The 25,283-nt window shown below is 61.9% G+C and carries 24 protein-coding genes and 1 pseudogene; 16 read left to right on the top strand and 9 right to left on the bottom strand.

Features of this window, described 5'->3' with window-relative positions; genetic code table 11:
• The first annotated feature begins 22 nt into the window (after positions 1–22).
• The 6 genes from AC3CB8_RS12685 to AC3CB8_RS12660 are packed head-to-tail and all read left to right on the top strand — an operon-like array spanning position 23 to position 4,950.
• Positions 23–1,546 (top strand): TadE/TadG family type IV pilus assembly protein, encoded by a 1,524-nt coding sequence (locus AC3CB8_RS12685; protein WP_352595054.1) that lies wholly within the window; start codon positions 23–25, stop codon positions 1,544–1,546.
• A 58-nt stretch (positions 1,547–1,604) separates the two neighbouring features.
• Positions 1,605–2,042, top strand: coding sequence for a TadE/TadG family type IV pilus assembly protein (locus AC3CB8_RS12680; protein ID WP_198026141.1), 438 nt, complete (start codon positions 1,605–1,607; stop codon positions 2,040–2,042).
• Positions 2,036–2,671, top strand: coding sequence for a TadE/TadG family type IV pilus assembly protein (locus AC3CB8_RS12675; RefSeq protein ID WP_352595052.1), 636 nt, complete (start codon positions 2,036–2,038; stop codon positions 2,669–2,671). The genes AC3CB8_RS12680 and AC3CB8_RS12675 overlap by 7 nt, the downstream gene beginning before the upstream one ends.
• On the top strand, positions 2,668–3,831 hold the full coding sequence (locus AC3CB8_RS12670) for a CpaE/TadZ family protein (RefSeq protein WP_352595049.1): 1,164 nt from the start codon (positions 2,668–2,670) through the stop codon (positions 3,829–3,831). Before AC3CB8_RS12675 ends, AC3CB8_RS12670 begins: the two co-directional genes overlap by 4 nt.
• Positions 3,818–4,390, top strand: a complete 573-nt coding sequence (locus tag AC3CB8_RS12665; protein ID WP_352595046.1) for a L,D-transpeptidase — start codon at positions 3,818–3,820, stop codon at positions 4,388–4,390. The genes AC3CB8_RS12670 and AC3CB8_RS12665 overlap by 14 nt, the downstream gene beginning before the upstream one ends.
• Positions 4,387–4,950, top strand: a complete 564-nt coding sequence (locus AC3CB8_RS12660) for a hypothetical protein (protein ID WP_352595043.1) — start codon at positions 4,387–4,389, stop codon at positions 4,948–4,950. The genes AC3CB8_RS12665 and AC3CB8_RS12660 overlap by 4 nt, the downstream gene beginning before the upstream one ends.
• A 45-nt stretch (positions 4,951–4,995) precedes the next feature.
• Here the strand turns inward: AC3CB8_RS12660 and AC3CB8_RS12655 are convergent, their stop codons facing one another.
• The 4 genes from AC3CB8_RS12655 to AC3CB8_RS12640 all read right to left on the bottom strand — a co-directional run bounded on the left by AC3CB8_RS12655 (position 4,996) and on the right by AC3CB8_RS12640 (position 9,172).
• Positions 4,996–5,532, bottom strand: coding sequence for a hypothetical protein (locus tag AC3CB8_RS12655; protein ID WP_352595040.1), 537 nt, complete (start codon positions 5,530–5,532; stop codon positions 4,996–4,998).
• Positions 5,533–5,615: 83 nt separating this feature from the next.
• A complete protein-coding gene (locus AC3CB8_RS12650) occupies positions 5,616–6,431 on the bottom strand; it encodes an alpha/beta hydrolase (RefSeq protein WP_023782403.1) in 816 nt (271 codons plus the stop codon).
• Between the two features lie 9 nt (positions 6,432–6,440).
• Positions 6,441–7,928, bottom strand: coding sequence for an NAD-dependent succinate-semialdehyde dehydrogenase (locus AC3CB8_RS12645; protein WP_352595036.1), 1,488 nt, complete (start codon positions 7,926–7,928; stop codon positions 6,441–6,443).
• Between the two features lie 17 nt (positions 7,929–7,945).
• Positions 7,946–9,172, bottom strand: a complete 1,227-nt coding sequence (locus tag AC3CB8_RS12640; protein WP_352595034.1) for an iron-containing alcohol dehydrogenase — start codon at positions 9,170–9,172, stop codon at positions 7,946–7,948.
• Positions 9,173–9,324: 152 nt separating this feature from the next.
• Here AC3CB8_RS12640 and AC3CB8_RS12635 point away from each other — a divergent pair, with 152 nt between their 5' ends.
• The 5 genes and pseudogenes from AC3CB8_RS12635 to AC3CB8_RS12615 all read left to right on the top strand — a co-directional run bounded on the left by AC3CB8_RS12635 (position 9,325) and on the right by AC3CB8_RS12615 (position 14,285).
• On the top strand, positions 9,325–10,026 hold the full coding sequence (locus AC3CB8_RS12635; RefSeq protein ID WP_352546810.1) for a GntR family transcriptional regulator: 702 nt from the start codon (positions 9,325–9,327) through the stop codon (positions 10,024–10,026).
• A gap of 11 nt (positions 10,027–10,037) precedes the next feature.
• Positions 10,038–11,630, top strand: coding sequence for a sugar ABC transporter ATP-binding protein (locus AC3CB8_RS12630; protein ID WP_352595031.1), 1,593 nt, complete (start codon positions 10,038–10,040; stop codon positions 11,628–11,630).
• Positions 11,618–12,617: pseudogene (locus AC3CB8_RS12625) on the top strand (ABC transporter permease). The gene AC3CB8_RS12630 and the pseudogene AC3CB8_RS12625 overlap by 13 nt, the downstream one beginning before the upstream one ends.
• 55 nt (positions 12,618–12,672) lie before the next feature.
• Complete coding sequence (locus AC3CB8_RS12620) at positions 12,673–13,623, top strand: substrate-binding domain-containing protein (RefSeq protein WP_352595028.1); 951 nt, start codon at positions 12,673–12,675, stop codon at positions 13,621–13,623.
• A gap of 68 nt (positions 13,624–13,691) precedes the next feature.
• Entirely contained in the window at positions 13,692–14,285 is a 594-nt protein-coding gene (locus AC3CB8_RS12615; RefSeq protein ID WP_015319191.1) for a DJ-1/PfpI family protein, read from the top strand.
• Between the two features lie 111 nt (positions 14,286–14,396).
• On the opposite strand, the gene AC3CB8_RS12610 is transcribed toward AC3CB8_RS12615, so the two are convergent.
• The 5 genes from AC3CB8_RS12610 to AC3CB8_RS12590 form a co-directional block, all read right to left on the bottom strand.
• Positions 14,397–15,596, bottom strand: coding sequence for a mandelate racemase/muconate lactonizing enzyme family protein (locus tag AC3CB8_RS12610; RefSeq protein ID WP_023771319.1), 1,200 nt, complete (start codon positions 15,594–15,596; stop codon positions 14,397–14,399).
• A 9-nt stretch (positions 15,597–15,605) separates the two neighbouring features.
• Positions 15,606–15,932: an NIPSNAP family protein gene (locus tag AC3CB8_RS12605; protein WP_352546802.1), complete on the bottom strand. Its 327-nt coding sequence runs from the start codon at positions 15,930–15,932 to the stop codon at positions 15,606–15,608.
• Between the two features lie 104 nt (positions 15,933–16,036).
• Positions 16,037–17,395, bottom strand: a complete 1,359-nt coding sequence (locus tag AC3CB8_RS12600) for a mandelate racemase/muconate lactonizing enzyme family protein (protein WP_352595025.1) — start codon at positions 17,393–17,395, stop codon at positions 16,037–16,039.
• Positions 17,396–17,450: 55 nt separating this feature from the next.
• On the bottom strand, positions 17,451–18,617 hold the full coding sequence (locus AC3CB8_RS12595) for a mandelate racemase/muconate lactonizing enzyme family protein (RefSeq protein WP_015319195.1): 1,167 nt from the start codon (positions 18,615–18,617) through the stop codon (positions 17,451–17,453).
• 56 nt (positions 18,618–18,673) lie between these two features.
• Complete coding sequence (locus tag AC3CB8_RS12590) at positions 18,674–19,384, bottom strand: GntR family transcriptional regulator (RefSeq protein ID WP_023771322.1); 711 nt, start codon at positions 19,382–19,384, stop codon at positions 18,674–18,676.
• A 184-nt stretch (positions 19,385–19,568) separates the two neighbouring features.
• Between AC3CB8_RS12590 and AC3CB8_RS12585 the strand changes: the two genes are divergently transcribed.
• The 5 genes from AC3CB8_RS12585 to AC3CB8_RS12565 all read left to right on the top strand — a co-directional run bounded on the left by AC3CB8_RS12585 (position 19,569) and on the right by AC3CB8_RS12565 (position 25,267).
• Positions 19,569–21,047 (top strand): ABC transporter substrate-binding protein, encoded by a 1,479-nt coding sequence (locus AC3CB8_RS12585; protein WP_031240557.1) that lies wholly within the window; start codon positions 19,569–19,571, stop codon positions 21,045–21,047.
• Positions 21,048–21,124: 77 nt separating this feature from the next.
• Entirely contained in the window at positions 21,125–22,084 is a 960-nt protein-coding gene (locus tag AC3CB8_RS12580) for a carbohydrate ABC transporter permease (protein ID WP_352562881.1), read from the top strand.
• The gene (locus tag AC3CB8_RS12575) at positions 22,081–22,962 is read left to right on the top strand and encodes a carbohydrate ABC transporter permease (protein ID WP_352562880.1); all 882 of its coding nucleotides are present in this window, start codon (positions 22,081–22,083) and stop codon (positions 22,960–22,962) included. The genes AC3CB8_RS12580 and AC3CB8_RS12575 overlap by 4 nt, the downstream gene beginning before the upstream one ends.
• Before the next feature lie 10 nt (positions 22,963–22,972).
• Positions 22,973–24,070 carry an ABC transporter ATP-binding protein gene (locus AC3CB8_RS12570; protein WP_023782408.1) on the top strand — a complete coding sequence of 366 codons (1,098 nt, stop codon included), beginning with the start codon at positions 22,973–22,975 and terminating at the stop codon, positions 24,068–24,070.
• A 33-nt stretch (positions 24,071–24,103) separates the two neighbouring features.
• Positions 24,104–25,267: a mandelate racemase/muconate lactonizing enzyme family protein gene (locus tag AC3CB8_RS12565; RefSeq protein ID WP_352562878.1), complete on the top strand. Its 1,164-nt coding sequence runs from the start codon at positions 24,104–24,106 to the stop codon at positions 25,265–25,267.
• Positions 25,268–25,283: the final 16 nt, after the last annotated feature.

The raw sequence follows: 25,283 nt of genomic DNA, 5'->3' as shown, positions 1-25,283 counted from the left end.
CAGGAAAGCAGAGAGTAAGGTCATGTTGAGGACCATTCGTGCCTTCTGGAATGATCAGCGCGGCGTAGCGATGATCCTCGTGGCGATTATGATACCCGTGCTAATCGGCTTTTCGCTGCTCGCCTTCGATATGAGCCGGGCCACCGGGCTTCACCAACAGCTGCAAAAGGGTATCGACGGTCTTGCATTGGCCGCTGCCGCCGAACTTGACGGGAGGTCGGATTCGATCACTCGAGCCGACCGGGCCGTGACGACCCTACTCGCCAACCAGACCCTGTATTCAGAGCTAGGCGCCGGTCACACTCTCGCTGTGGCAGACGTGACCATCAAATACTTGACCGGGATACCAGCCAGCGACGAAACCACATTGACCAGCGATGGCGTCGATGCAAACGGGGTGAACTGGGCCAGCACCGATCCCAAACTGGTGTCTTTAGCCGAAGTGACGATAAACGCGTCCGGCTTGGCGAAGGGTGCTGGGGCATTCGCAACCATCTTCCCGGCGAGCCTCGTCGGCAGCAAGGACACGATGGACATCCGGGCCCAGGCCGTGGCCGGTTTCGTTCAATCGATCTGTGAAACCGTGCCGATCTTCATGTGCAACCCGTTCGAGACAACCGACCCGTCCACCAGCAAGACAATCCAGCAAGCTTTTGCGTCGGGGGATACTTACGGTCGAGAGTTTCGGATTCTCAAGGTGGACAGCAATCCAGGTCCGGGCAACTTTGGCCTGCTGCAAAACGGCCTGAACTCGATACAAGATGGCATGGCGATGGGAAGCGCCGGCACCTGCTATACCCGCGATTCGCTGACCACGAAAACCGGCGTCACGTTCGGCCAGGTCAATACAGGCCTCAACGTCCGGTTCGACCTCTACCAGGGGTCGCTGAAGAACAAGACGGATCTTGGCTATCGTCCAGCCAGCAATGTGCGGAAGGGAGCGAAGAACAACTGCAACAAGTACGATGTCGCCCCACCGGCGTCCGCGCTGCCGCTCCCTCCGGGCACCGGCTATGACGCCACGAAAGGTATGACGCAGCCTATAGCCGATCAAGGTTTCTGGAGTTCCTATTGGAGCGTCAATCACGGTGGGACGTACCCCGGCACGGCAGTCAAGCCGTTGACGAACCCGACTGGCGACATGAGCAAGCCGGCATCGAGATATGACGTCTACAACTATGAGATCGCAAACGATCGCGTGAAAGATCAGTCGCCGAATCCAACCAAGGAAAGGGGGACACCTTCTTGCTACAAGGGAGACCTGACCAAGGCAGACCCCAGTCGCCGATTGATCAATATGGCCGTTGTCGACTGTAATGCCAACCTGACGGCGCTCAACGGGCACACCGCTGTCAAGCCGGACGGCTATGCAAGCGTCTTTCTTATAGCCCCGGTCCAAAAGGAGGACTCCAAGGATGAGGATGATCCTGAGGGAACCGGCAAAGAGAAGGCGATCAGCTTGGAAATCGTCGACGTCGATGGCGGATTCGCCAACAATACGCTTGTAGACAAGGCGTTTCGCAACGAAACGCAATTGTACCGGTAGCCCCATGTCGATTAGACAATTCCTCCGGCGGTTCCACCACGACGACCAAGGCGCTGCCTTGGTCGAGATAGCGATCGTCACGCCACTCGTGTTGCTGCTGGCAGCGGGTGTCTTCGAGTTCTCGAACATCTTCAACACGCGCCTGCTTCTCGAAGCTGGCGTAGAGGATGCCTCTCGCTATATGGCGCGCTGCAGCAGTGACTGGAATACTTGTTCAGTGTTGGCAACAAACCTCGCAGTGAACGGGGCCGTCCAGGGCGGTAGTGCGAGGGTTACCGGGTGGACCACGGGTCAAGTCACCATAACGCCAGTACGATCGATCCAGGCGATCGATCCCACGACCGGTACCCAGCTCTATCTCAGCAGCACCGGCACCGTCGTTGTCGTGGAGGTCAGCGCCTCGTATCCGTATCCTACCCTGGGCCTCTGGTCTTATCTCGGCTTTGGTAACGTTAAGCTCACTGTGTTCCATCAGGAGCGTGTCTTGGGATGGTGATCTCGCAAGGCACGTTCTGGAGAAACCAATCCGGCGCGACAATGGTGGAGGCGGCCATCGCCATGCCCATGCTGCTCACCCTGCTGCTTGGTTTTGTCGACTTTGGCTATGCCTTCTACCAATGGAATGCCGGCAACAAAGCGGTGCAGGCTGGCGCCAGGCTGGCGCAGATTTCCGCTCCGATCGCCAGCGGACTTCTGCTCGAGGCAAAAACACCCAGCGACTCGCTGGATGTGGGAAAGGCGGTTCCAGCCAACACTTACAGCTACATCTGTACGGCCAGTGCCGCCGGAGCTGCATCTTGCACCTGTGGAACAGGCGCCACATGCCAGAACCTCAATGTGAACCAGGCAGCTCTCGACTTCATCTTTAACGGCAGCAGCAACCGGCCCGGAATGCTGACATTCCTGCCAACTCTTCTGAAATCCGAGGTTCAGATTCAGTACCAGGCTTCGGGCCTCGGTTATTGGACGCGCCCCAACGGGCCCGTACCGACGATCACCGTCAGCATCACCAATCACCCCTTCCAGTTTTTCTTTCTGGCGGGGTTCCTTGGATTCGGAACCATCACCATGCCCTCCATGCTGAGCACGGTCACGGGCGAAGACATGAAAAGCACGTATCCATGAACGCCATCAGCACCAAGGTTACCACCACCAAGCGAAAGCAGGTCGCGCTGTTTTCCTCTGATGCGAATTTCAAGCGCGATGTGGCGACGCGGCTCGATGCGCTGGCGATCTATGATGTGCGGGTCGCCGAGACGAGCGACTTCCTCAAAGGTCCGCCGGCCGACACGCGCCCCGGCATCGTCATCCTCGATCTCGGCAAGGGCGAATTGCTTGGCAATCCAGGCATCGTCGAGGCGCGCGCGCTGTGGGCCACCGTGCCACTGATCGCGGTTTCCGACGAGTTGACGTCGGAGCAGACGCGCGTACTGGTGCGCATGAATGCCTCGGACTGGCTGCACAAGCCGCTCGACGGCAAGGAACTGCTCAACGCCGTCACCTTCCACGACAGCGGCAACCAGGGCGCCAAGAGCCGCATCATCACCTTCATCAGCGCCAGCGGCGGCGCCGGCGCCACCACGCTGGCGCTGTCGGCCGCCGAATTCCTGGCCTCGAAATCGACCGATCGCGCGGCCTCGACCTGCCTGGTCGACCTCGACTTCCAGAGCGCCAATTGCGGCGCCTATCTCAACCTGTTCAACCAGTTCGACCTTGCCGGCATCATCGGCCAGCCGGAACGGCTCGATGTCGAACTGATGGATGTCATCAAGCTGTCGCGGCCTTCCGGCCTGACGCTCTACGCCTTCGAGCGGCCGCAGCTGCCGTTCGAGCCGCAGGGCGCCGATTTCGTCTTCCGGCTGCTCGACCTCGTCGCCTACCGGTTCGACGACATCGTCATTGATCTGCCCAACATCGAAACGCCCTGGCACAATTCCGTGCTGTCGACGAGCGACGAGATCTTCATCGTCTTCGAGCTCAATGTGGCCTCGCTGCGGCAAGGCAAACGGCTCTACAAGAAGATCCGCGAGCTGCGCGGCAATGCCGTCTCGATCACGCTGGTCGCCAACAAGCACAAGCGCAAATGGTTCGGCAACCACTTCTCGCGCAGCGAGCTGGAGAAGATCTTCAAGGCGCCGCACATCAAGTCGGTCGGGCTCGACAATGCCCTGCTGGCCGACGCGCTGAACCGCGCCATGCTGCCTTCCGAAGTGGATGGGCGGGCGCGCTTCAGCAAGGATCTGAAGAAGATGTTCCGCGAGCGGCTCGACGATGCGGCCCGCTAGCGGCCATCGCTTGCGGCTGACAGCCGCCTGCCTCCTCGGCCTGGCGCTGGCGCCCGCGGCCGGACAGACCGCGTGGGCGGACAGCCGCCCGCCTCTGCCGGCCATGGGCCCCAGCCTGCGCAAGACGGTGGCGTTTTCCACCGCCGAGAAGACTGGGACCATCATCATCCGCAAGCAGGAAAAAGCGCTCTACCTGGTGACCGGCAAGGGCGAGGCCCTGCGCTACCGGATCAGTGTCGGACGCGATGGATTTGGCTGGACGGGTACGGTCCAGGTCGGAGCCAAGACCGAGTGGCCGGCGTGGCGACCGCCGAAGGACATGCGCGCCCGCCAGCCGGAATTGCCTGACATGGTGCCCTCGGGGCCGTACAATCCGCTCGGCGCAAGGGCGCTCTATCTGCTTCGGGACGGCCGCGACACGCTCTATCGCATCCATGGCACCAACGACCCTTCGGGCGTGGGTTTCGACGGCACGTCGGGCTGTTTTCGCCTGACGAATACCGATGTCATCGATCTTTTCAGGCGCGTGCCTGTCGGCACCAAGGTGGTGGTCCAATGACGACGATCAGCGATCCCGACGACCTTGTGATAGCGGTCGAACCACTGTTGCTCGACAGGGAGAAGAGCCGGTCCAGGCTCGCCGTTGCCGTCTCTGTCGGCCTGGCGCTGTTTGCCCTTCTGAACGCCACCGCGGCCGTCTATCTCTACCACGGCATCAACGATCTGCGCGCGATCGAGGCGCGGCTGGAGGACCTCGGCCAGTTCGAGCAGCGGATGAGCGCGCGGCTCGACACCGTCAACAATGGATTTCAAAGCCGGTTCGAGGCGCTGGACGACCGGCTGCGGGCGAGCTTCGGCGAGGTCAACGCCAACATCGCCCGGCAGCCACCGGAGATGTCGGGAAATCACGGTGGCGACGAGCCGCGCGTCGTCGAACTGGCCTCACCCGCCGAAGATACGGCGGCGGTCGCCAGCGCCGCCGACGCGGAGCCCGCGATCGAGGAAATGCCGCGGGTAACGCGACGGCGATCGGCTCCGGCGGCGCCTCCCGCGCCGAGCTCCAACTACCAGCGGAGCGTGTCACCGGAAGGCAAGGTCACCTATCACAAGATAAACTAGGTCGGGATAAACTAGGTCGGACTTGGGCGTGGCCGCGTAGCTGCGCTAGAAATCCCGCTGCAGTGCCATGATCCGGACGCGCCGCGATTCAACGCGCATGCCGAGTTCACGGACATAGGCAAGGTGGCAATAGGCGCAGGCGGTGACCCCGATGACCGCCAGCAGGCAGTTCAGCCAGGTGAAGTCCATCATCAGCGAGAACCGAAAGCCACTCGGTGCCGTGAACGCGGCGATGGTGCTGGCGGTCTGCGAGCGGCCGCCGATGAAGATCATCGACGCCGCCAGGATCAAGATGCCATGGTTGGCGAGAAAGAAAGCGGCCGACCTTCTGGCCCGGCTTGCTATCCAGCAGATCCCCAGGGCCGCGCCCAACAAGGCGAAATCCAGGACCATCGACCCTCCCAGATAGACATCGACCTGCTGCCAGACCATGCCCGACGAGGGATGCAAGGCGAGCCAGATCTTCCACATATCGGGGCTTGCGGGGTAGGTTCCGAGCAGGAGCGTCGCCATTCGCTCGGTCGCGAGGATCAGCAGGACACAGGCAGGAAAGGCGAAAAGCACTAGTGGTTGGCGCTTCATGGTACCTCGCAATCTGGCGGACAGATTACGCGCCATGGGTTGCGCAAGGCTTAACGGGGATGGTTCGGCTGAGGCAGGTCCGATCAAGCGGCTCGGATCAGGTCGTACAGCCAAGTGCCCCCTTTTGTGTGCCCGACACCCAAATCCCGGACGCTGTCCATGTGATTGCGCCCCTCGACGATGCTGCTCGAAGCCGTCAGGCCCTGCTCCGTCAGGTGATCGGCAAACAATTTGGCCTGCAGGTGAAACGGTTCCGTCTCCCGCTCGCCGACCAGCAGCGTGACCTTTGTCCGCGACGAGTGGGATTTGCTCATCGGCGAATACGCCTCAACTTCCGTGTCGGTCAGGCCTATCAAAGGCTCCAGGAAGGATTGCTGGAGGGGCTTCAAATCGTAGAGCCCGCCGAGCAGAAGTGCCGCCGACGGGGGATGTGCCGACCCCTCGTCGAACAAAAAGGTCGCCAAATGCGCCCCGGCGGAATGACCGCTGACGCTTAGCCGACCGGCATCGCCGCCATGGCTGGCGATATGACCCAGCACCCATTGCCTCGCGCGCCGGACCTGGTCGACGATTGTCGCCATCCTGACGGCAGGCATCAGCGCATAGTCGATCACGACCGCGATTGCCCCGGCGCTCGTCACCGTCTCGGCGATGTAGGAATAGTCGCTTTTGGCGAACATGCGCCAATAGCCGCCATGGATGAAGATGTGCACCGGGAGATCCCTGCGCGCTCCGTCCGGAAAGAACAGGTCGAGGCGTTCGGCCTCGTGCGGACCATAGGCGATGTCCGCCAGCATCGGCAGCGAAGCCCGCGTGACGGCGCTGCGGGCGACGATGTCGGCCACGATGTCATCGAAATCGGCAACGTGGTCGCGGGTGCGAAAAGGGTCCTTCGACATGGAGCCGGCTCAGAAGGTCACAGCGATGTATTTGGCCTCCATGAACTCGGCGATGCCGTGATGCTGGCCCCCTTCCCGCCCGAGGCCACTCTGTTTGACTCCGCCGAAGGGCGCGGCGGGATCCGACATCAGGCCGCGGTTGAGGCCGATCATGCCGGCCTCGATCTCGGCGGCCACCCGCATGCCGCGCGCCACATCGCGGGTGTAGAGATAGGCGGCGAGGCCGTATTCGGTGTTGTTGGCGTGGAAGATGGCCTGCGCCTCGCTCTCGAAGCGGGTGATGGGCGCCACTGGGCCGAAGATCTCCTCATGCGCCATATCGGCGTCCGGCGAGACTTCGGACAAGACGGTCGGCGGATAGAAAAAGCCATCACCTTCAGGCACCGAGCCGCCGCACAGCGCCTTGGCACCACGGTTGACCGCGTCCTTGACCAGCCGGTCGATCTTGTCGACCGCCTTCTTGGTGATCATGGGTCCACATTCGGTGTCCGCCTTGGTGCCGGCGCCGATCTTTAGCGCAGCCATGCGCTGCGCAAGGCCGTCGGCGAACGCATCGTGGATACCCGACTGGACGTAGATGCGGTTGGCCGCCGTACAGGCTTCGCCGGCATTGCGCATTTTGGCGATCATGGCGCCGTCGATGGCCGCATCGAGATCGGCATCGTCGAAGACGATGAAGGGTGCATTGCCACCAAGCTCCATGGAACAGGAAGTCACATGTTTGGCGGCTTCGGCGAGCAAGGCCCGGCCGATCCCGGTCGAACCGGTGAAGGAGAGCTTCCTGACGCGCGGATCGGCCAGCATGGCCGACGTCAGGGTGCCGGGTGTCGATGTCGTCAGCACGTTCACGACGCCGTCCGGTACGCCGGCTTCGCTGTAGAGCGCGGCCAGCGCATAGGCGGTCAGCGGCGTCTCGCTGGCCGGTTTCAGAATGACCGTGCAGCCTGCCGCCAGTGCCGGTGCGATCTTGCGCGTCGCCATCGCGGCGGGGAAATTCCACGGCGTGATGAGGATGCAGATGCCGATCGGCTGGTAGTCGACGACGATGCGGTTGGCGCCAGACGGGGCGGTGCCGAACTCGCCGGTGATACGAACCGCCTCCTCGGCGTTCCAGCGGAAGAATTCGGCTGCATAGGCGACCTCGCCGCGCGCGTCGCGCAGGGCCTTGCCGTTCTCCAGCGAGATCAGCATGGCAAGCGTCTCCGACCGCTCGACCATCAGCTCGAAACAGCGCCTGAGAATCTCCGAGCGCTTGCGCGGCGCTGTCTGGCGCCACCCTTTGGCGGCCTTGGCCGCTGCCTCGACCGCTGCGGCGGCATCCTCCAGGTTCGCATCGGGGACCGCCGCGATCACCGCGCCGGAGGATGGATCGGTGACCTCAATGAGCCCGCCGTCGGACGACGGCCGCCATTGTCCGCCAATGTAGAGCCGGTGCGGAAAGCCCCGAACGTCGTACGGATCCTGATCGAGAGGGAAGGCATTGTAGGGAAGGTTCATCGTCTTGTTCCTGACGTTCACATGGCGCAGGCGGTGAGATCGCCGTCATAGGCCGCCTGGACAAGGCGGCGCATGGCGGCAAGGTCGAATGGGCGCGGGTTGTTCTTGATCAGGCGATCGATGCCGAGCGCCTGCTCGGCGGTCCAGTCGAGCTTGTCGGCCGGGAGTCCCAAACCGGCCAGCGTCGGGGTGATGCCGATCGCCGCAAACAAGCGCCTGATCTCCTCGATGGTCGCGCCCGCCATTTCGTCGACGCCACGACCATTCGGCTCGAGGCCAAGAGCAATCCCTATCTCGGCGATGTCACCCGCGGCCACACGGCTGTTGTAGCTCATGACATAAGGCATCATTGTCGCCACCCCCAGCCCATGCGGCGTGTGGGTGAGCGCGCCGGCCGGGTATTGCACCGCGTGCGCCGCCGCCGTGCCGGCGGTGCCGAACGCGCAACCCGCAGCCAGCGCTCCCATCATCACGTCGGAGCGCGCCTCGGCGTCGCCGCCGTCGATGCACGCCTTCTCCAAGCTGCGGCCGAGAAGTTTGACGGCCAGCAGCGCGAAATGGTCGGTCAGCGGCGTCTTGCCGATGAACACGTGGCGCTGCGGCAGGCTGAAGTCCCCGTCCCGGCGCATGGCCGTGAAGGCCTCGATCGCATGAGTGAGCGCGTCGGCACCGGCAACCGCGGTCAGGCCCGGCGGACAAGTCATTGTCAGTTCGGGGTCGCAGACGGCAACGGCAGCGATAAGATAGGGGCTCGATATGCCGACTTTGAGCGTCCGGTCCGGATCCGATATCACGGCGACAGGCGTCACCTCTGATCCTGTACCAGCCGTGGTCGGCACGGCGATCATCGGCAGGGTCGGCCCCGGGACCTTGAACTCGCCGTAGTAGTGCCGCAGCTCGCCGCCGTGGCTGATCAGCAAGGCGGCACATTTGGCGAAATCGAGACAGCTGCCGCCGCCGATGCCGATCACCATGTCTGGCCGGAAGGCCCTCGCTTTTTCGACGCAGACCGCCACCGAATCGCGCGGCACGTCCGGGAGGATACCGTCGTGAACCAGCACGTCGATTGACGCCGACCGCAGGGATTTCATCATTTCGGCGAACACGCTGGTGCCGGCCAAACGCTGGTCGGTGCAGACCAGGGCGCGGCGGCCATGGCGGCCGGCCACGGCTGGCAGGGCATGACGTTGTCCCGTTCCGAATAGAATTTCACGTGGGAGCCGGAGGGCTGTGAGAAGGCTCATGACAGGCTGCATCCTTGAGGGTGTCGGAGAAACTCGCATTGCAATCCGCACCGAAGGATCCTGAACTGAACGGCGCCGATGAAATCGTATAGGATATAGTATTGCATCGGTCAAACCCTCGTGTTAGCAATCTCCTGTCGAGAGGCGAAAGAATGCAACCTGTCAGCTTGAGCAATAATGGTGAAACGCCCACGGGAGCGGGCCGCATTCAGCGTGCCGGCAGCCTAGCCGAAGACGTCTACGAGGCCATCTTCGCGCAGCTGATGTCGCTGAAGATCGCGCCCGGTTCGCGCATCACCGTCGACAATCTGGTCAAGGAATTCGACGTTTCCCATACGCCGATCCGCGAGGCGCTGGGCCGTCTCGAAGGCGAAGGACTGGTTCTGAAGACGCACCTGATCGGATACCGTGCCGCGCCGCAGATCACGCGGCGCCGTTTCGACGAGTTGTACGAAATGCGTCTCCTGCTTGAACCGCACGGCGCGGCGAAAGCCGCTGCCACGATGGATGAGGCCAAACTCGGCACGCTGCTGGTGGCTGCAGGCGTGATGTCGCGCCGCGAGGGCAAGGACGAGCGCCTGCGCTATTCGAACTTCGCCAGGCAGGACGCGATCTTCCACGACAAGATCATGGAATACGCCGAAAACGAGCTCATCCGCGAGACGCTGGGTTATCAACACACCCACTTCCACATTTTCCGCCTGATGTACCATTCCCGCGTGACCGAGGAGGCGCTGGACGAGCATGAGGCGATCCTCGCCGCGTTCGGCTCTGCCGATCCGGATGCCGCCGCGAAAGCAATGCGCGCCCACATCGAGCACTCGCGCGATCGCCTGCTGCCGGCCTTCGATTGAGGCCTGAACGAATGTCCGTTACCGCCAATATTGCCGGAGTGGGAGGAAGTGCGCTGCCTGGCGGCAATGCGCCAGGGGTCCTGGAGCCGGTGCTGCGCGCTCAGGGTCTCTCGAAGCAATATGGGCCGGTGACCGTGCTCTCCGACGTCACGCTCGACATCCTGCCGGGCGAAATCCACGCCATCATCGGTGAGAACGGTGCCGGAAAATCCACTTTGATGCGGCTGCTTTCCGGCTATGCCGAGCCGACCGGCGGCACCTTGTCCATGGCTGGTCGGCCGGTGACGTTCGCCAAGCCCGACCAGGCCCAAAAAGCCGGCATTGCCCTCGTCCACCAGGAGATCCTGCTCGCCGAAGCGCTTACGGTGACGGACAATCTATTTCTCGGCCGCGAGCTTTCGCGCCGCCATGTGATGGACGACCGCGCCATGCGGCGCCTGGCAGCCGAAAAGCTGGCACGGATCGGCTGCGCGGTCTCGCCGACCGCGCTGGTGCGGGACATCTCGCTGGCCGACCGCCAGCTGGTCCAGATCGCCCGCGCGCTGCTCGACGACTACAAGGTCGTGATCTTCGACGAGCCGACCGCCGTGCTGACCGGCGAGGAAGTGGATCGCCTCCTCGAAATCGTCCGGCAGCTAAAGGCCAACGGCACGGCCGTCCTCTATATCAGCCATCGGCTGGATGAGGTGCAGCAGCTTGCCGACAAGGTGACCGTGCTGCGCGACGGCAGGATGGTCGGCACCTATCCGGGCACGGCCCTGACGCAGATGGACATGGCACGCCTGATGGTCGGCCGCGAGCTTGCAACGCTCTACCCGCAGAAGAGCGCACCGTCCGATGAGCCGATGCTGAGCGTGAAAAACGCCACCGTCCCGGGCTACGCCGAAGACGTCTCTTTCACCGTCCACAGAGGCGAAATTCTTGGCTTTGCCGGCATGATCGGCGCGGGCCGCACGGAATTGTTCGAAGGGCTGGTGGGCCTGCGTTCGGCCGACGCCGTGATTGAACTCCAAGGTCGGCCCGTCCGGATCCGCTCGCAACGCGAAGCGATCGATGCAGGCATCGGCTACCTGACCGAGGACCGAAAGAGCAAGGGCCTGCTCCTCGAGGAACGACTGGCGCCCAACCTCACGCTTTCCGCACTTGATCGGTTCCACCCCGCACTGGCTCTCAGCAGACGCCGCGAGTCGGTCGCGCTAAGAGAGGCCGTCCGGAGCTACGATATCCGGCTCAAGAGCCCTGGCGTGAAGGCGGGACAGCTTTCCGGCGGCAATCAGCAGAAGCTGCTGCTCGCCAAGGTGCTGCTCACCGACCCCTCTGTGGTCATCATTGATGAACCGACCCGCGGCATAGATATCGCCAACAAGGCTCAGATCTACGCCTTCATCCACGCCATCGTCGGCAGCGGCAAAGCCTGCATCGTCATCTCGTCGGAAATGCAGGAGCTGATCGGCATCTGCGACCGCATCCTCGTCATGCGGGAAGGCCGCCTGACGGGCGAGGTCCAAGGCGCCGAGATGACCGAAAGCAATGTGGCGCTGCTGGCGACAAGCGGCCCGAAACCGAGGCCGAAGGCCGAGGGAGGAACAGAATGGCTGTCATGACCGGATCCCCATCCACGCATCGCGTCGGTGATTTGAACATCACCTGGACCGACGTGGGTCCCTTCCTGGCATTGGCCGCCCTGCTGGTGGTCGGCTTTCTCATCAATCCAGACTTCCTCTCCGCGACCAACCTTGCCAACGTCATCACCCGCAGCGCCTTCATCGCCATCATCGCGGTCGGCGCGACGTTCGTTATCTCGTCGGGAGGGCTCGATCTTTCCGTCGGCTCGATGGCCGCCTTCGTCACCGGCATCACCATCATGTTCATGAACGCCGTGGCGCCACACGCCGGCCTGTGGGCGATCCCGGCTGGAATGCTCGTGGCGATCCTGGTCGGTCTTCTGTGTGGCCTCGCCAATGGCCTCATCGTCACCATAGGCCGGATCGAACCGTTCATTGCGACGCTCGGTACAATGGGCATTTTCCGCGCGTTGATCACCTATCTGACCGACGGCGGCACGATACCGATAGACCGATCGCTGCGCGAAGCCTATCGGCCGGTCTATTTCGGCACCGTCGGTGGTGTCCCTATCCCGATCCTCATATCGGTCGCCGTCGCCGCGATCGCATCGTTCGTCCTCTACAAGATGAAGTATGGGCGCAAATGTGCGGCGGTCGGCGCAAACGAGGACGTCGCGCGCTATTCCGGCATCTCCGTCATCAAGACGCGCACCATTGCTTACATCGTCCAAGGCGTCTGCGTGGCCGTCGCCGCGATCTGCTACGTACCGCGACTGGGTGCCGCAACGCCGACCACCGGGCAGCTTTGGGAACTGCAGGTGATCACCGCCGTGGTGATCGGCGGCAACGGCGCTGCGTGGCGGCAAAGGTCATGTCTGGGGAACCGTCGCCGGCGCCGTCATTCTGGAGCTGATCGCCAATCTCATGGTGCTGTCGGACTTCGTCTCCGAGTACCTGGTCGCCGCGGTTCAGGGCGTCATCATCATCATCGCGATGCTCATTCAGAGGTTCTCGAATTCGAAATAGCCCCGCGTCCGGACCACACGGGTGCGTCTTTGCAGGTCCAATCTGGGAGAAGAAAATGTTCAGTAAAAAATGGATGGCTGCGGCCGCGCTCGGCTCGCTGCTGCTGACGGGCCATGCCATGGCCGAGGACAAGAAAGTCATCGCCGTTTCGATACCGGCCGCCGACCACGGCTGGACCGCCGGCGTCGTCTATCACGCGCAGACGGCGGCCAAGGAAATCAACGCGGCTTTCCCCGGTGTCGAGGTCATCGTAAAGACGTCGCCGTCGGCGGCCGATCAGGTGTCGGCGATCGAGGATCTCTCCGCCTCACGCAAGATCGATGCGCTGGTGATCCTTCCTTGCTCCTCGGAAGAATTGACCGAGCCGGTCAAGGCCATCAAGGAGAAGGGCACCTTCATCACGGTCGTCGACCGCGGCCTGACCGACCCCACCATCCAGGGCCTCTACGTCGCCGGCGACAACATCGCCGTCGGGCGCAACACCGCGAAATACATGATCGACAAGCTTGGCGGAAAGGGTGACCTGGTTGTCCTGCGCGGCATCCCGACCGTGATCGACGACGAGCGCATCAAGGGCTTCCAGGACGCCATCGCCGGGACCGGCCTCAAGGTTCTCGACATTCAGTACGCTCATTGGAACAGCGACGAAGCCTTCAAGCTGATGCAGGACTACCTCGCCAAATATCCGCATATCGACGCGGTTTGGGCGAACGACGACGACATGCTGCTGGGGGTGATCGAGGCGGTCAAGCAGTCGGGCCGCACCGACATCAAGCTGGCGCTTGGCGGCAACGGCATGAAGGACATCGTCAAGAAGGTCATCGACGGCGACAGCATGACCCCCGTCGAGACTCCCTACCCGCCGTCCATGATCAAGACGGCCATATACATGACCATGGCCAATTTGGTTGGCCAGGCCCCGGTTCGCGGCGCCGTCAAGCTGGACGCGCCGCTGATCACCAAGGACAACGCCAAGGAATACTTCTTCCCCGACTCTCCGTTCTGAAGAACGCAATCAATGCGTGGCGCAGCATGACTCGCCCCGCCCCTTTCACACGACAAGAGGACATGATCATGTCAGGCAAGAAAATATTGATGCTCACCGGCGAGTTCACCGAGGAGTACGAGATCTTCGTCTACCAGCAAGCAATGGAAGCCGTCGGTCACACGGTCCACGTGGTCTGCCCGGACAAGAAGGCCGGAGACCTCATCAAGACCTCCCTGCACGACTTCGAGGGCGACCAGACCTACACCGAAAAGCTCGGCCATTTTCAGGTGATCAACAAGACGTTTGCTGAAGCGGAAAAGCAGCTCGATCAATACCACGCCGTATATTGCGCCGGCGGCCGCGGCCCGGAATACATCCGCACCGACAAACGGGTGCAAGCCATGGTGCGCCACTTCCACGATACCCAGAAGCCGATCTTCACGATCTGCCATGGGGTCCAGATTCTGATTGCCGTGGACGGTGTCGTCCGCGGCAAGAAGGTCGGCGCGCTCGCCGCTTGCGAACCGGAAGTGACGCTGGCCGGCGGCACCTACATCGACCTCTCGCCGACGGAGGCCTATGTCGACGGAACCATGGTGTCGGCCAAGGGATGGACAGCCCTCGCTGCCTTCATCCGCGAATGCCTGAAGGTGCTCGGGACCGAGATTCGCCATAATTAAACAAGGTCGGCGCACGTCAACAATGCGCCGGCTTCTGTTGTGATGAGACGTGCAACCACGAGTCTTTGAAGTAGGCCCTCGGTCGATGAGATCGAGGGCCACCGTCGCCGGTCAATCGAAGAATCCGGCATCCTCCGCTAGCAAATACTTCCTGGCGCCTTCGGCGTCGATATCGAGGCCTAGCCCCGGTGCTTCCAGCAGATCCACCATGCTGTCCTTCACGATCTGCTTGGGCAGGCCGATGACGATGTCGTTCCACCAGGGGTCCGAGGCACTGGGGTATTCGAACGCCACGTAATTGGCGGGCAAGGTGGCGCAGACGTTGATCAGCGCGCCGAGCCCCAGCAGGCCATTCGCCGTGCCATGCGGCGCCATCAGGATCGAGTGCATATAGGCGTGCTCGGCGACCCATTTGAGCTCGGCAATGCCGCCGATGTCGGCAGGATCGGGGCCGATGACGCGCACCGCCTGCGTCTCGATCAGTTCCTTGAAATTGTGCCTGAGGTAAATCTGCTCGCCGGTATGGATCGGCGTCGAGGTGGAGGTGGTCAGTTCCCGGTAGGCCTGCGGATTGACCCACGGTACATAGTCGCCGGTCAGCATGTCCTCCAGCCACATCAGATTGTACCTCTCGACCGCGCGGGCGAACCTGATCGCATCGGGCAGCATCCAGCCCGGGCCGCAGTCGAGTGCCAGGCTGACCTTGTCGCCCAGCACTTCCTTCATCGCGATCACGCAGTCGAGCATGTGGTTGAAACCGCGTTCGCTGATCACGCCCTGATCCATGGCACCGTGATAGCCGGCCTTCTTCTGCGTCACGCCGTAATGGAAGTCCTCGATGGTGTCCTTCATGTTGGAGTGGAACGAGATTCCTTGCTTAACCATGAAGAAGTTCTGCGGCTGCTCCATCATCCATTTGACGTCCGCGGCGTAGTCCTCCGGCCGGTCGCCTGTGCGCTTCTGGCGGATCGAGCCGTTATAGACGCGCACCTTGTCGCGCACCTTGCCGCCGAGCAGCTTGTAGGCCGGCACGCCCGCGGCCTTGCCGGCTATGTCCCAAAGCGCATGTTCGATAGCGCTGACCGCCGCGCCATAAGGCTTGAAAGAACCGCGTTGGCGGATCTTCAACATGACCCGCTCGACATCGGTCGGATCCTCGCCGATCAGCGCCTCGCGGAAATGCAGCACAAAGGGCTTGAGATAGGTCTTTGTGAACTCGACTTCGCCCAGACCGTAGAGGCCCTCGTCAGTGACGACGCGAACGATGGGATGCCGCCCGATGACGGCGCAGCGCAGGTCGGTGATTTTCATGGCGCAGTCCTATCTCACGGACGAGAAAGCTGTCGGCGTGAGCAACTGGCTGCTGATATTGGCAACGATCTGCCCGTCGCGCTCGGACTCGTCCCGGGCCCTGTGCCATGCCGGATCGGTGACGAAAGCCGTCCACTTCGCCTCACGCTCGGCCAGTGATTGCCAGGCTAGGAAATAGGTGAGGCGATTGCTGTTTTCGCCGATCGCCGTGGTGAAAAACCCAGCCTGGCGGATGCCATGCCTCTCCCAGATGGCCAGCGTTTGGTCTGAAAAGCGCTTGAGCAAAGCCGGCAGCCTCCCCGGCAGGCAGTCATAGATACGCAGTTCGTAGATCATGGTTTCGTCCGTTTCTTTCTACGCCTCTCCCTTGGGAGAGGTCGACACGAATGGTCGGTCGTTGGCCCTGTGAGCCTGGCGGGAATAATGGCAGGGGATCTGGGCTAACTCCAGGTCCGGTCCCAGCTAGATTCATTGTCCCAATGCTCGGTGGATTGCCATATTCCCGTGACACCGGACTGCACGTGCTGGCTGATCACCTCGTCGACCACATCGTCTATGCCCAGCCCCGGCTTGTCGGGCACGGTGACGAAGCCGTCCTTGACGAGCGGCTTGGGCAGGCCAGTGACGATATCGTCCCACCAGTCGACATCGGCGGAGTGGTATTCGAGCGCCATGAAGTTCTCGGTCGCGGTGGCGACATGCGCGGCGGCCATCGCGGCGATCGGGCTTTCGGCCATATGGATGGCCATGGCGACACCGTGATCCTGCGCCATGTCGCCGATCTTCTTGGTCTCGAGAATACCCCCACTGGTGAGCAGGTCCGGGTGGATGACGGAGAGGCCGCCGCTCTTGAGCAGCGGCTCGAAGCCTTCCCTGAGGTAGATGTCTTCGCCGGTGCACATCGGCACCGTGGTGGCCCCCTGCAATTGCCGGTACTGCTCGGTGTGTTGCCAGGGGATCACATCCTCCAGCCAGGCCGGGGCGTATTTCTCGATGCGACGCGACAGGCGTATGCCGTCCTGCAGCGAGATGTGGCCGACATGGTCGATGGCGAGCGGGATCTCGTATCCAATCACCTCGCGAACCTCGTGGATGTACTGCTCGAGCAGGTCGATCCCCTTTTCGGTGAAATGCAGGCCGGTGAACGGGTGCTGCACGTTCTGCGCGTCGTAGGCGAGATTGCGGGCCTTGCGCTCCTCAAGCGTGCCGCCACGGCCGCGCGGATTGGCATGAAACCCTTCGAGCGCGCCGGCGGGCGCGGACACGGCGCCCGGGACATGGGCGATCTGCATCAAGCCCAGGTCCATCTTGAGGAAGGTGAAACCGCGGTCCATGCGCTGCTTGAGGCGCTTTCCGGTTTCGGTGCCGCTCGGTTGCTCGGCATCGGTATCGCAATAGACGCGCACCTGATCGCGGAACTTGCCGCCGAGCATCTGGTAGATGGGAACGCCATAGGCCTTGCCGGCGAGATCCCAGAGCGCGATCTCGACCGCCGAGACGCCGCCGCCCTGCCGACCGTGCCCGCCGAATTGCTTGATGCGGCGAAACAGGCGATCGATGTCGCAGGGGTTCTCGCCAAGCAGCCGGCTCTTCAGCATCAGCGCGTAGGTGGCGCTGGCGCCGTCGCGCACCTCGCCAAGCCCGACGATGCCTTGGTTGGTATAGATCTTGAGCAGCGCCGAGGTGAACGGCGCACCGACGATCTCGGCCACCCGCATGTCGGTGATGCGAAGCTCGGACGGCTTCGAGTTGGTGTTGACCCGGTTGAGGGCCTCGTCGGCTCCATCCGTCTTTGGCATGACTTATCCTCGTTCTGATTTGCGGGTTGTCGCCCGCATGCCGCCGATAACGCTGCTAGCCCAGTTCGATCTCATGGGCTTGCAGGTAATCGCGGTTCATCTCGATGCCGAGACCCGGCCTCAACGAGAGCTTGAGGCTACCGTTCGAAACATCAAGCGGCTTGTCGATAAGATGATCGTACTTGCCCAAATTCCACTCCGACGTTTCGAGCTTGTAGAAGTTCGGAACGGTCATCATCACCTGCGCACCCGCAACCACGTTGATCGGTCCCGCGGCGTCATGGGGCGAGACTGGGATGTAGTAGGCTTCGCACAGAGCGGAAATCTTCTTGAGTTCGGTAATTCCACCGGTCCAGGTGACGTCAGGCATGATGTAGTCGGCGAGCTTGTTCTCGAGAACCGGCACGAAATCCCACTTTGTGTGGCCACGCTCGCCCCAAGAGATAGCGGCACTGACCTTCTCGCGAACCTGCTTGAGGGCGTTAAGGCTCTCGGGCGGGCATGGCTCCTCGAACCAGTCGATCTGGCCGGCTTCCTCGAGGCTCCGACAGAGGCGAATGGCGGTCGGAACATCGAAGCGGCCATGCGCATCGATGAGGATGTCGATGTCTGGACCCGCCGTTTCGCGGATCAGAGCCGTGAGTTCGGCAGCCTCGCGTTCGTCCTTGCGGGTCATGCCGCCGTCGAGATAGCCGTCCCGCTGTTCGCGCGACACACCGTCGGCATCGCGACCCTGGTGGGGGAAGGGGTCGAACTTGAGAGCAGTATGTCCAGACTCGACGATGTCAAGGATTTCGCGCACCACAGCGTCCTTGCTGGTGAATTTGGCCTGGTTGGGGTGGGTGTAGAGCGCGATCTCATCGCGGACCGGCCCGCCCAACAGTTCGTAGATCGGCTTGCCGAGGACTTTACCCCTGATGTCCCAGAGGGCTATGTCGATCGCGCTCACGCATTCGACCGCGGCGCCGCGGCTACCCATATAGGTGAAGCCGCGGAAGATCTTGTGCCAGAGGCATTCGATACGCGCCGGATCTTCGCCTGTCACGGCGGCTCCGATCTGTCGAAGGATCGTGCAGAGGGCGCGGTTGGCGAGCTTCGTGGTGGTGGTGATCTCTCCCCAGCCGCTCACTCCCTCGTCTGTCGTCACCTCGACGAACAGGAATTCCCCCCAATAGGAAGCACCAGACTTGATCAGCCACGGCCGAACGCTCGTGATTTTCATTTCAACTGCCTTTTCAGTAATGGTCAACCACGCTGTTCCAGACCCGACCCCTCGTCCTATCCGGCCCGAGCGGCGTTGCGTGCACGCATCTGTTCGAGAACATGCCGGCCGGAACCCTCGACATGGCGGGAGATGAGTTCGGCCGCCTTGTCGGCCTCCCCCGCCTTGATGAGCGCAATGAGTTCGCGATGCTCACGAATGATCGCGGCACGCCGCGCGAGCGTGAAATTGAAACGCCGGCTCACCGCTCGCAGCACTTCGCGATGCTTCCACCAGAGCTCGGCGGCATGGCGGTTATAGTGCCGCTGGTACATCACCGTGTGAAATGCGGTATCCAGTTCACTGTGCCTGAACGTGTCGGCGAAATTGTTCTCTTCGATCAGGCCTTGGATACGTTCGAGTTCGGCGATGTCCTCGCCGGTGGCCATACCTACAAACCATCGCGTCAAGGCTGGCTCGATCAGAACTCCTATCTCGTAGATATCGCGGACGAAATCCTGATCGATGGGCCTCACACGCGCCCCGCGGTTGGGAGAAAAGATGACGAACCCCTCGCCCCGCAACAGCTGCAGGGCCTCGCGCACGGGATTGGTCGACGTGCCGTGGCGGCGGGCGAGATCGGTGACAACAAGCCGTTCGTTGGCGGCGAGCCGTCCCTCGATGATGTCTTCCCTGATCAGTTCGTAAAGCGAGGCACCCTCGCTGGAGGCTCCGATGGCGTCGATCCCCGGAGGTGGCTTTGCTTTGAAATCGTCTGTTTCGGCCAAGGGCCGGCTCCCCAAATTAATACACAGTCTGTCCGATATCACGCACGGTTCCCACAAACAATGTACGATCTGGTGCGTTGACAGGCAATCCAGGTTCTGAAAACGTACTAAGCGGTCGAGAGGATACACCGTACTGCAAGAACCATCCTCGCGATCGCAGGGCGGAGAACCAGGGAGGATACCTATGACGAGGATCATGCTCGGCAGTGCGGTCCTGCGCGGCACTGTCGTCCGTATTTTGACGGCATCACTTATGTCCACATCGGCGATGGCTGCGCCACCGGTCGACATCAGCAAATGGTCGCCCGAATATGTGCGCTCCATCGCGGGAACACAGGATTTCGACACGGCCGCCGATTGCGCCAAGGTCACCCCGCTGGACTACAAGGGGCGACTGACTTTCTGGTATCAGGGCGTGTTCGAGGGCGATCCCGACCTGCTGCGCCAGTACTACAAGGATTTCTTCGAGACTTTCCGCAAGACCTATCCGAACATCAAGCTCGAGGAACAGGCCCTCACCTATAACGACCTTCTCGACAAATTCCGCACCGCGCTCCTGGGCAATGCCGCGCCGATGGCGGTGCGCCTGCAAATCCTGGGCGGTACCGAATTCGCCTCGAAAGGCTATCTGCAGCCGCTCAAGCCGGAGGATGTGGGCTATTCGACCGAGGATTTCTGGCCCGGCGCCATGAAGGCCGTGACCTGGGATGGGGTCACATACGGCGTTCCAACCAACAACGAGACGATGGCGTTCATCTGGAATGCCGACATCTTCAAGCGTGCGGGTCTCGATCCGGACAAGGCTCCCGCAACCTGGGACGACGTCGTCAAATATTCCAAGCAGATCCACGACAAGCTCGGCATTGCCGGTTACGGCCTCGTCGCTCGCAAGAATGCCGGCAATACACCCTATCGCTTCATGCCGCAGCTGTGGGCCTATGGCGGCGGCGTCTTCGACGAAGCCACCGCGAACCCGACTTACAAGGAGGTGGAGCTCGACAGCCCGCAGAGCAAGGCGGCGCTGGAAGCCTCATACGACATGTATGTCCGAGACAAGTCGGTTCCGGTTTCGGCACTTACCAACCAGCAGGCCGATAACCAGCCTCTGTTCGTCGCCGGCCAGCTAGGCATGATGATCTCGCACCCGTCCGACTACAACGTCATGCTTGACCTGCAGAAGAAGGCGACGGGCACCGACAAGGAAAAGGCGCAGACCGTCATCGACAACATGCGCTACGGCCTGATTCCGACTGGCCCCGACGGCAAGCGCGCCGTCGTGTTCGGCGGCTCGAACATCCACATCCTGAAGCCCGAATATGTCGAGGGCGGCAAGGTGGACGAGCCGGCCGCCAAGGCGATGATCTGCATGTGGACGAGCCCTGAATGGTCGTTGAAGATGGCCTATGCCGGCTCGAACCCGGGCAATCTCAATGGCTTCAAGACCAAATGGATGAAGGAACGTCTGGACCATATCAAGTTCCTCGATGTCACGACCTCGATGCTGCCCTATGGCATACCCTTCCCGGCGCTGCCGGAATCCCCGGAAATTATGAACATCATCGTCCCGGACATGCTGCAGAATGCCCTGACCGGCGCGATGACCGTCGACCAGGCAGCGGACGACGCGGCCAAGAAGGTGAAAGACCTGATGGGCGGGCTCTAGTCCCAATCTGACCTGCGACCCACCGGCTGCGCCGAGAGCGCGGCCGGTTCGTACCGAAAAAACAAGGGCACGCCACAGTGACGATCGTGACCGGCAAGGCCGAGGCTCGCCGAAAATCGCAACCCGGCAGGTCCGGCGCGCTGCGGAACATCTGGACCCATCGCGCCGACTACGCATACGTGCTCCCGGCGATCGCCGTGATGCTCGTCGTCATCGCCTATCCAATCTACTACACGATCGAGCTGTCGTTCTATAAGACGCCGCCTGGCCTGCAGCTCCGCGACAAGACCTTCATCGGCTTCAACAATTACACCACCATCCTCACCAGCGATGTGTTCTGGAAAGTAACCTGGAACACCCTGATCTGGACATTCGGATCCACTTTCATCTCCTTTCTCCTGGGGTTTGCCACGGCGCTGGCGCTGCACCGAGACTTTGTCGGCCGCGGCGTCCTGCGCGCCATCCTGATCATCCCCTGGGTGATCAGCGCCGTTGCCGCCTCCTATATCTGGAAGTGGATCTACCATTCGGATTTCGGCATCATCGGCGCTGTGCTGGTCGGCCTCGGATTAACCGACCGGCCACCCAATTTCATCGACAACGTCAGCACGGTGCTGCCCTCCCTGATCGTCGTCAATATCTGGCGCGAGTTTCCGTTCGCCATGATCATGATGATGGCCGGCCTGCAGACGGTCCCCGAGCAATTGTTGCGCGCCGCAAAGGTCGACGGGGCCAGTGCATGGCAGCGCTTCTGGCACGTCACTTTCCCGCACTTGCGCAACGTTTCGGTGGTGACGATCCTGCTGCTCGCGGTGGCCAACTTCAATTCCTTCATAATCCCCTGGATCATGACCGCAGGCGGACCATCAAACGCATCGCATATCTGGATAACCCATATTTACGAGCTCGCCTTCGGCCGCCAGCGCTGGGGCGTGGCATCGGCCTATTCGGTGCTCCTGTTCCTCATCCTGATGACGCTGGGCTATTTCTATGTCCGGGCGCTAAGTGGCAATGGGCGGAAAGAGGGGAGCACATGAGCAGGCTTGCGGAGACAGGCCGGCCCCATCGCCGCATGCGCGTCGACGGATGGCGTTGGGCCGGGCGCATCTTCCTCTTGTTCATGCTGATTTACACTGCGGTGCCGATGATCTGGATGCTGATCACCTCGATCAAGTCCGGCTTCGCGGCGACGCAATTCCCGCCGCAGTGGTGGCCAAACGAGCCTACGCTTGCCAGCTACAAGAAGCTGCTCGATCCACAGAACAGCGTCGGCCAGGACTTCCTGCGCTTCTTCTGGAACAGCCTGTTCGTGTCGACCGTCACGACAATCCTTTCGGTGATCGTTGCCGTCCCCGCGGCCTATGCGTTTTCGCGCTTCACCTTCCCCGGCCGGAACTTCCTGTTCTTCGCCGTGCTGCTGCGCAACATGTTCCCGGCGGTGATCTTTCTCGTGCCGCTCTTCATCCTGATGCGCGCGATCGGGCTGGTGAACACGCATGGCTCGCTGATCTTGACCTATCTCACGTTCGGCCTGCCCCTGGCGATCTGGCTGCTCAAGGGTTTTTACGACAACATCCCGGTGCAGCTCGAGCAGGCGGCGCGTATCGATGGGGCAACACGGTTCCAGGCCTTCATCATGATCGTGATGCCGCTCTCGACGCCGGGGATCATCGCCACCGCGATCTATTCCTTCATCGGCGCGTGGAACGAGTACATTTACGCTTACACGTTCCTCTCCAAAAATGAACAGTTGACCCTGCCGGTCGGCATCCAGCGCTTCTTCTCGGAAAACACCACGGACTTTCCGGGCCTGATGGCGGCGAGCTTTATGATGAGTGTGCCTGTCGTGGTGCTGTTCCTCGTCCTGCAGCGATACTTCGTACGCGCCCTGACAGAAGGCGCGGTCAAGCATTAGGGAGTTGCCGATGGCCCACGTGGTCCTCAAAGATCTCGTCAAGACCTATGGCGGCTTCAGGGCGGTTAACGATGTTTCACTGACGGTCAACGACGGCGAGTTCGTTGCGCTTGTCGGCCCTTCAGGCTGCGGCAAGACAACCACGCTCAATCTCGTTGCCGGGCTGACCCCGATCACATCGGGCGACATCCTCATTGGCGACCAGGTGGTCAACGACCTCGACCCCAAGGACCGGGACATCGCAATGGTGTTCCAGAACTACGCGCTTTATCCGCAAAAGTCGGTCTACATGAACCTCGCGTTCCCGCTACAGATGCGCAAACTGCCCAGGGACGAGATCGACAAGAAGGTCAAGGAAGCGGCGCGCGTGCTCGACATGACGCACCTGCTCGAGCGCAAGCCGCGCGAACTTTCGGGCGGGCAGCAGCAGCGTGTGGCGCTGGGCCGTGCGCTCGTGCGCGATCCCGCCGTGTTTCTCATGGACGAGCCGCTCTCCAACCTCGACGCGAAACTGCGCGTACAGATGCGGTCCGAGATCAAGCGCTTCCACCAGGACCTCAAGGCGACGATCATCTATGTGACGCACGACCAGCTCGAAGCCGTCACCATGGCCGACAAGATGGCTGTGATGAACGGTGGCTTCCTGCAGCAATACGATTCACCGGCGCAGGTCTTTGCCCATCCGGTGAACATGTTCGTCGCCAGCTTCATCGGCAGCCCGGCAATGAGCCTCATTCCGCTGGAGACATCGACGGCAAACGGCAACACCGTGTTGACCAGCGCGGAGGGCTGGAGCCTCGGACTCTCGCCGCGCAACGTCCAGAAGGTCACGAGGGCAACGACGAAGAAAATCGTGCTCGGCGCACGCCACTCGACGATCAAGCTCCACAAGAGCTCGGTGCAAGGCAGCATCCCGGCCAAGGTCTACACGGTGGAACCAACCGGAGACGTCACCTTCGTGCAGGCGTTCCTGTCCGGTGCCATCGTCAACGTCAGCGTGCCGCCCAACGTTGCCGTCGCGCCCGACGAGCGGATCTGGCTCGAGTTCGACCAGGAGCGGATGCATCTGTTCGACGGTGAGACCGAAATGGCTCTCGAGGCCGACTGAGACAGGGCGGATGCGTGTGGGACGCGGGCGTGGATGACTACGAAACTTAAGATCACGGCGATCAAACCCTATCCGGCATGGGTGGGAACGCGCAATCAGATGCTGGTGAAGGTCGAGACCGACCAGGGCATTTTCGGCTGGGGCGAGAGCGGCCTGAGCGGCCGCGAGAAGGCCGTGGCCGGCGCGATCGAGCACTATCGCGAGTTTCTCGTCGGCCGCGATCCCATGCAGATCGGGCGGATCTGGCAGGAGATTTATCGCAGCCAGTATTTCGAAGGTGGGCGGGTTCTGCAGGCGGCCATTTCGGCCATCGATATCGCCCTTCACGATATCAAGGGCAAGGCGCTGGGGGTGCCGGTCCATGAGTTGCTGGGCGGCAAACAGCGCGACCGGATCCCCACCTTCGCCTCGACCGGAGACGAGGCCGAGGGCGATGTTGCCATCGAGCGGGCCCGCGAATTGCGCGCACAAGGCTGGCAGGCGATCCGCTTCTTTCCCGTGGGGCAAAACAGCAGGGACGTGTTCGAGCCACGCGAGTCGATCGGCGCTACCACGACCATGCTGAACAAGGCGCGCCGGGCGCTGGGTAACGATGTCGTCCTCGGCATCGACTATCATCATCGGCTGTCGGTGGCGGAGGCGGCGAGCTTCTGCAACAAACTCGACCGCGGCGTGCTCGATTTTCTCGAGGAGCCGATACGCGACGAGACGCCGGAAGCCTACGAATCCCTGCGCACGATGACCGACATCCCCTTTGCCATTGGCGAGGAATTTGCCAGCAAGTGGCAGTTCCTGCCCTACATCGAGCGCGGCATCCACCAGTTCAACCGGCTCGATATCTGCAATGTCGGCGGGTTCACCGAGGCGATGAAAATCGCCGGCTGGAGCGAGGCGCACTATGTGGACCTGATGCCGCACAATCCGCTTGGTCCAGTATGCACGGCCGCGACGGTGCATCTGGCCGCCGCTGTCCCCAACTTCGCGTGGCTCGAGACCAGGGCTCCCGAAGCAAGGCTTGGCTTCGACAATTCCGAATTTTTCCCGGTGCAACCACGGCTCGACGGCCCCGACTACCCGGTGGGCGATCTGCCGGGGCTCGGCGTCGAGGTCAACGAAGAGGCCGTCCAGGCGCAGAGCTTCCATTTCTGGGAAGCGCCCCACCTCAAGCGCCGCGATGGTTCTGTCACGAACTGGTAGTTCCCTTTCAATCGGA

The organism is Mesorhizobium sp. P160927, assembly GCF_057766385.1.
The sequence above is the reverse complement of the archived record's forward strand: the minus strand, read 5'-3'. Positions and strand labels throughout refer to the sequence as shown.

Bases quoted from the DNA above. Each gene is read 5' to 3' on its own strand.
- AC3CB8_RS12610 (WP_023771319.1), bottom strand. From the start codon at position 15,596: ATGAAAATCACCGACCTGCGCTGCGCCGTCATCGGGCGGCATCCCATC.
- AC3CB8_RS12565 (WP_352562878.1), top strand. From the start codon at position 24,104: ATGACTACGAAACTTAAGATCACGGCGATCAAACCCTATCCGGCATGG.
- AC3CB8_RS12645 (WP_352595036.1), bottom strand. From the start codon at position 7,928: ATGAACCTTCCCTACAATGCCTTCCCTCTCGATCAGGATCCGTACGAC.
- AC3CB8_RS12655 (WP_352595040.1), bottom strand. From the start codon at position 5,532: ATGAAGCGCCAACCACTAGTGCTTTTCGCCTTTCCTGCCTGTGTCCTG.
- AC3CB8_RS12615 (WP_015319191.1), top strand. From the start codon at position 13,692: ATGTCAGGCAAGAAAATATTGATGCTCACCGGCGAGTTCACCGAGGAG.
- AC3CB8_RS12660 (WP_352595043.1), top strand. From the start codon at position 4,387: ATGACGACGATCAGCGATCCCGACGACCTTGTGATAGCGGTCGAACCA.
- AC3CB8_RS12575 (WP_352562880.1), top strand. From the start codon at position 22,081: ATGAGCAGGCTTGCGGAGACAGGCCGGCCCCATCGCCGCATGCGCGTC.
- AC3CB8_RS12675 (WP_352595052.1), top strand. From the start codon at position 2,036: ATGGTGATCTCGCAAGGCACGTTCTGGAGAAACCAATCCGGCGCGACA.
- AC3CB8_RS12635 (WP_352546810.1), top strand. From the start codon at position 9,325: ATGCAACCTGTCAGCTTGAGCAATAATGGTGAAACGCCCACGGGAGCG.
- AC3CB8_RS12570 (WP_023782408.1), top strand. From the start codon at position 22,973: ATGGCCCACGTGGTCCTCAAAGATCTCGTCAAGACCTATGGCGGCTTC.
- AC3CB8_RS12630 (WP_352595031.1), top strand. From the start codon at position 10,038: ATGTCCGTTACCGCCAATATTGCCGGAGTGGGAGGAAGTGCGCTGCCT.
- AC3CB8_RS12595 (WP_015319195.1), bottom strand. From the start codon at position 18,617: ATGAAAATCACGAGCGTTCGGCCGTGGCTGATCAAGTCTGGTGCTTCC.
- AC3CB8_RS12585 (WP_031240557.1), top strand. From the start codon at position 19,569: ATGACGAGGATCATGCTCGGCAGTGCGGTCCTGCGCGGCACTGTCGTC.
- AC3CB8_RS12650 (WP_023782403.1), bottom strand. From the start codon at position 6,431: ATGTCGAAGGACCCTTTTCGCACCCGCGACCACGTTGCCGATTTCGAT.
- AC3CB8_RS12670 (WP_352595049.1), top strand. From the start codon at position 2,668: ATGAACGCCATCAGCACCAAGGTTACCACCACCAAGCGAAAGCAGGTC.
- AC3CB8_RS12620 (WP_352595028.1), top strand. From the start codon at position 12,673: ATGTTCAGTAAAAAATGGATGGCTGCGGCCGCGCTCGGCTCGCTGCTG.
- AC3CB8_RS12600 (WP_352595025.1), bottom strand. From the start codon at position 17,395: ATGCCAAAGACGGATGGAGCCGACGAGGCCCTCAACCGGGTCAACACC.
- AC3CB8_RS12605 (WP_352546802.1), bottom strand. From the start codon at position 15,932: ATGATCTACGAACTGCGTATCTATGACTGCCTGCCGGGGAGGCTGCCG.
- AC3CB8_RS12665 (WP_352595046.1), top strand. From the start codon at position 3,818: ATGCGGCCCGCTAGCGGCCATCGCTTGCGGCTGACAGCCGCCTGCCTC.
- AC3CB8_RS12685 (WP_352595054.1), top strand. From the start codon at position 23: ATGTTGAGGACCATTCGTGCCTTCTGGAATGATCAGCGCGGCGTAGCG.
- AC3CB8_RS12640 (WP_352595034.1), bottom strand. From the start codon at position 9,172: ATGAGCCTTCTCACAGCCCTCCGGCTCCCACGTGAAATTCTATTCGGA.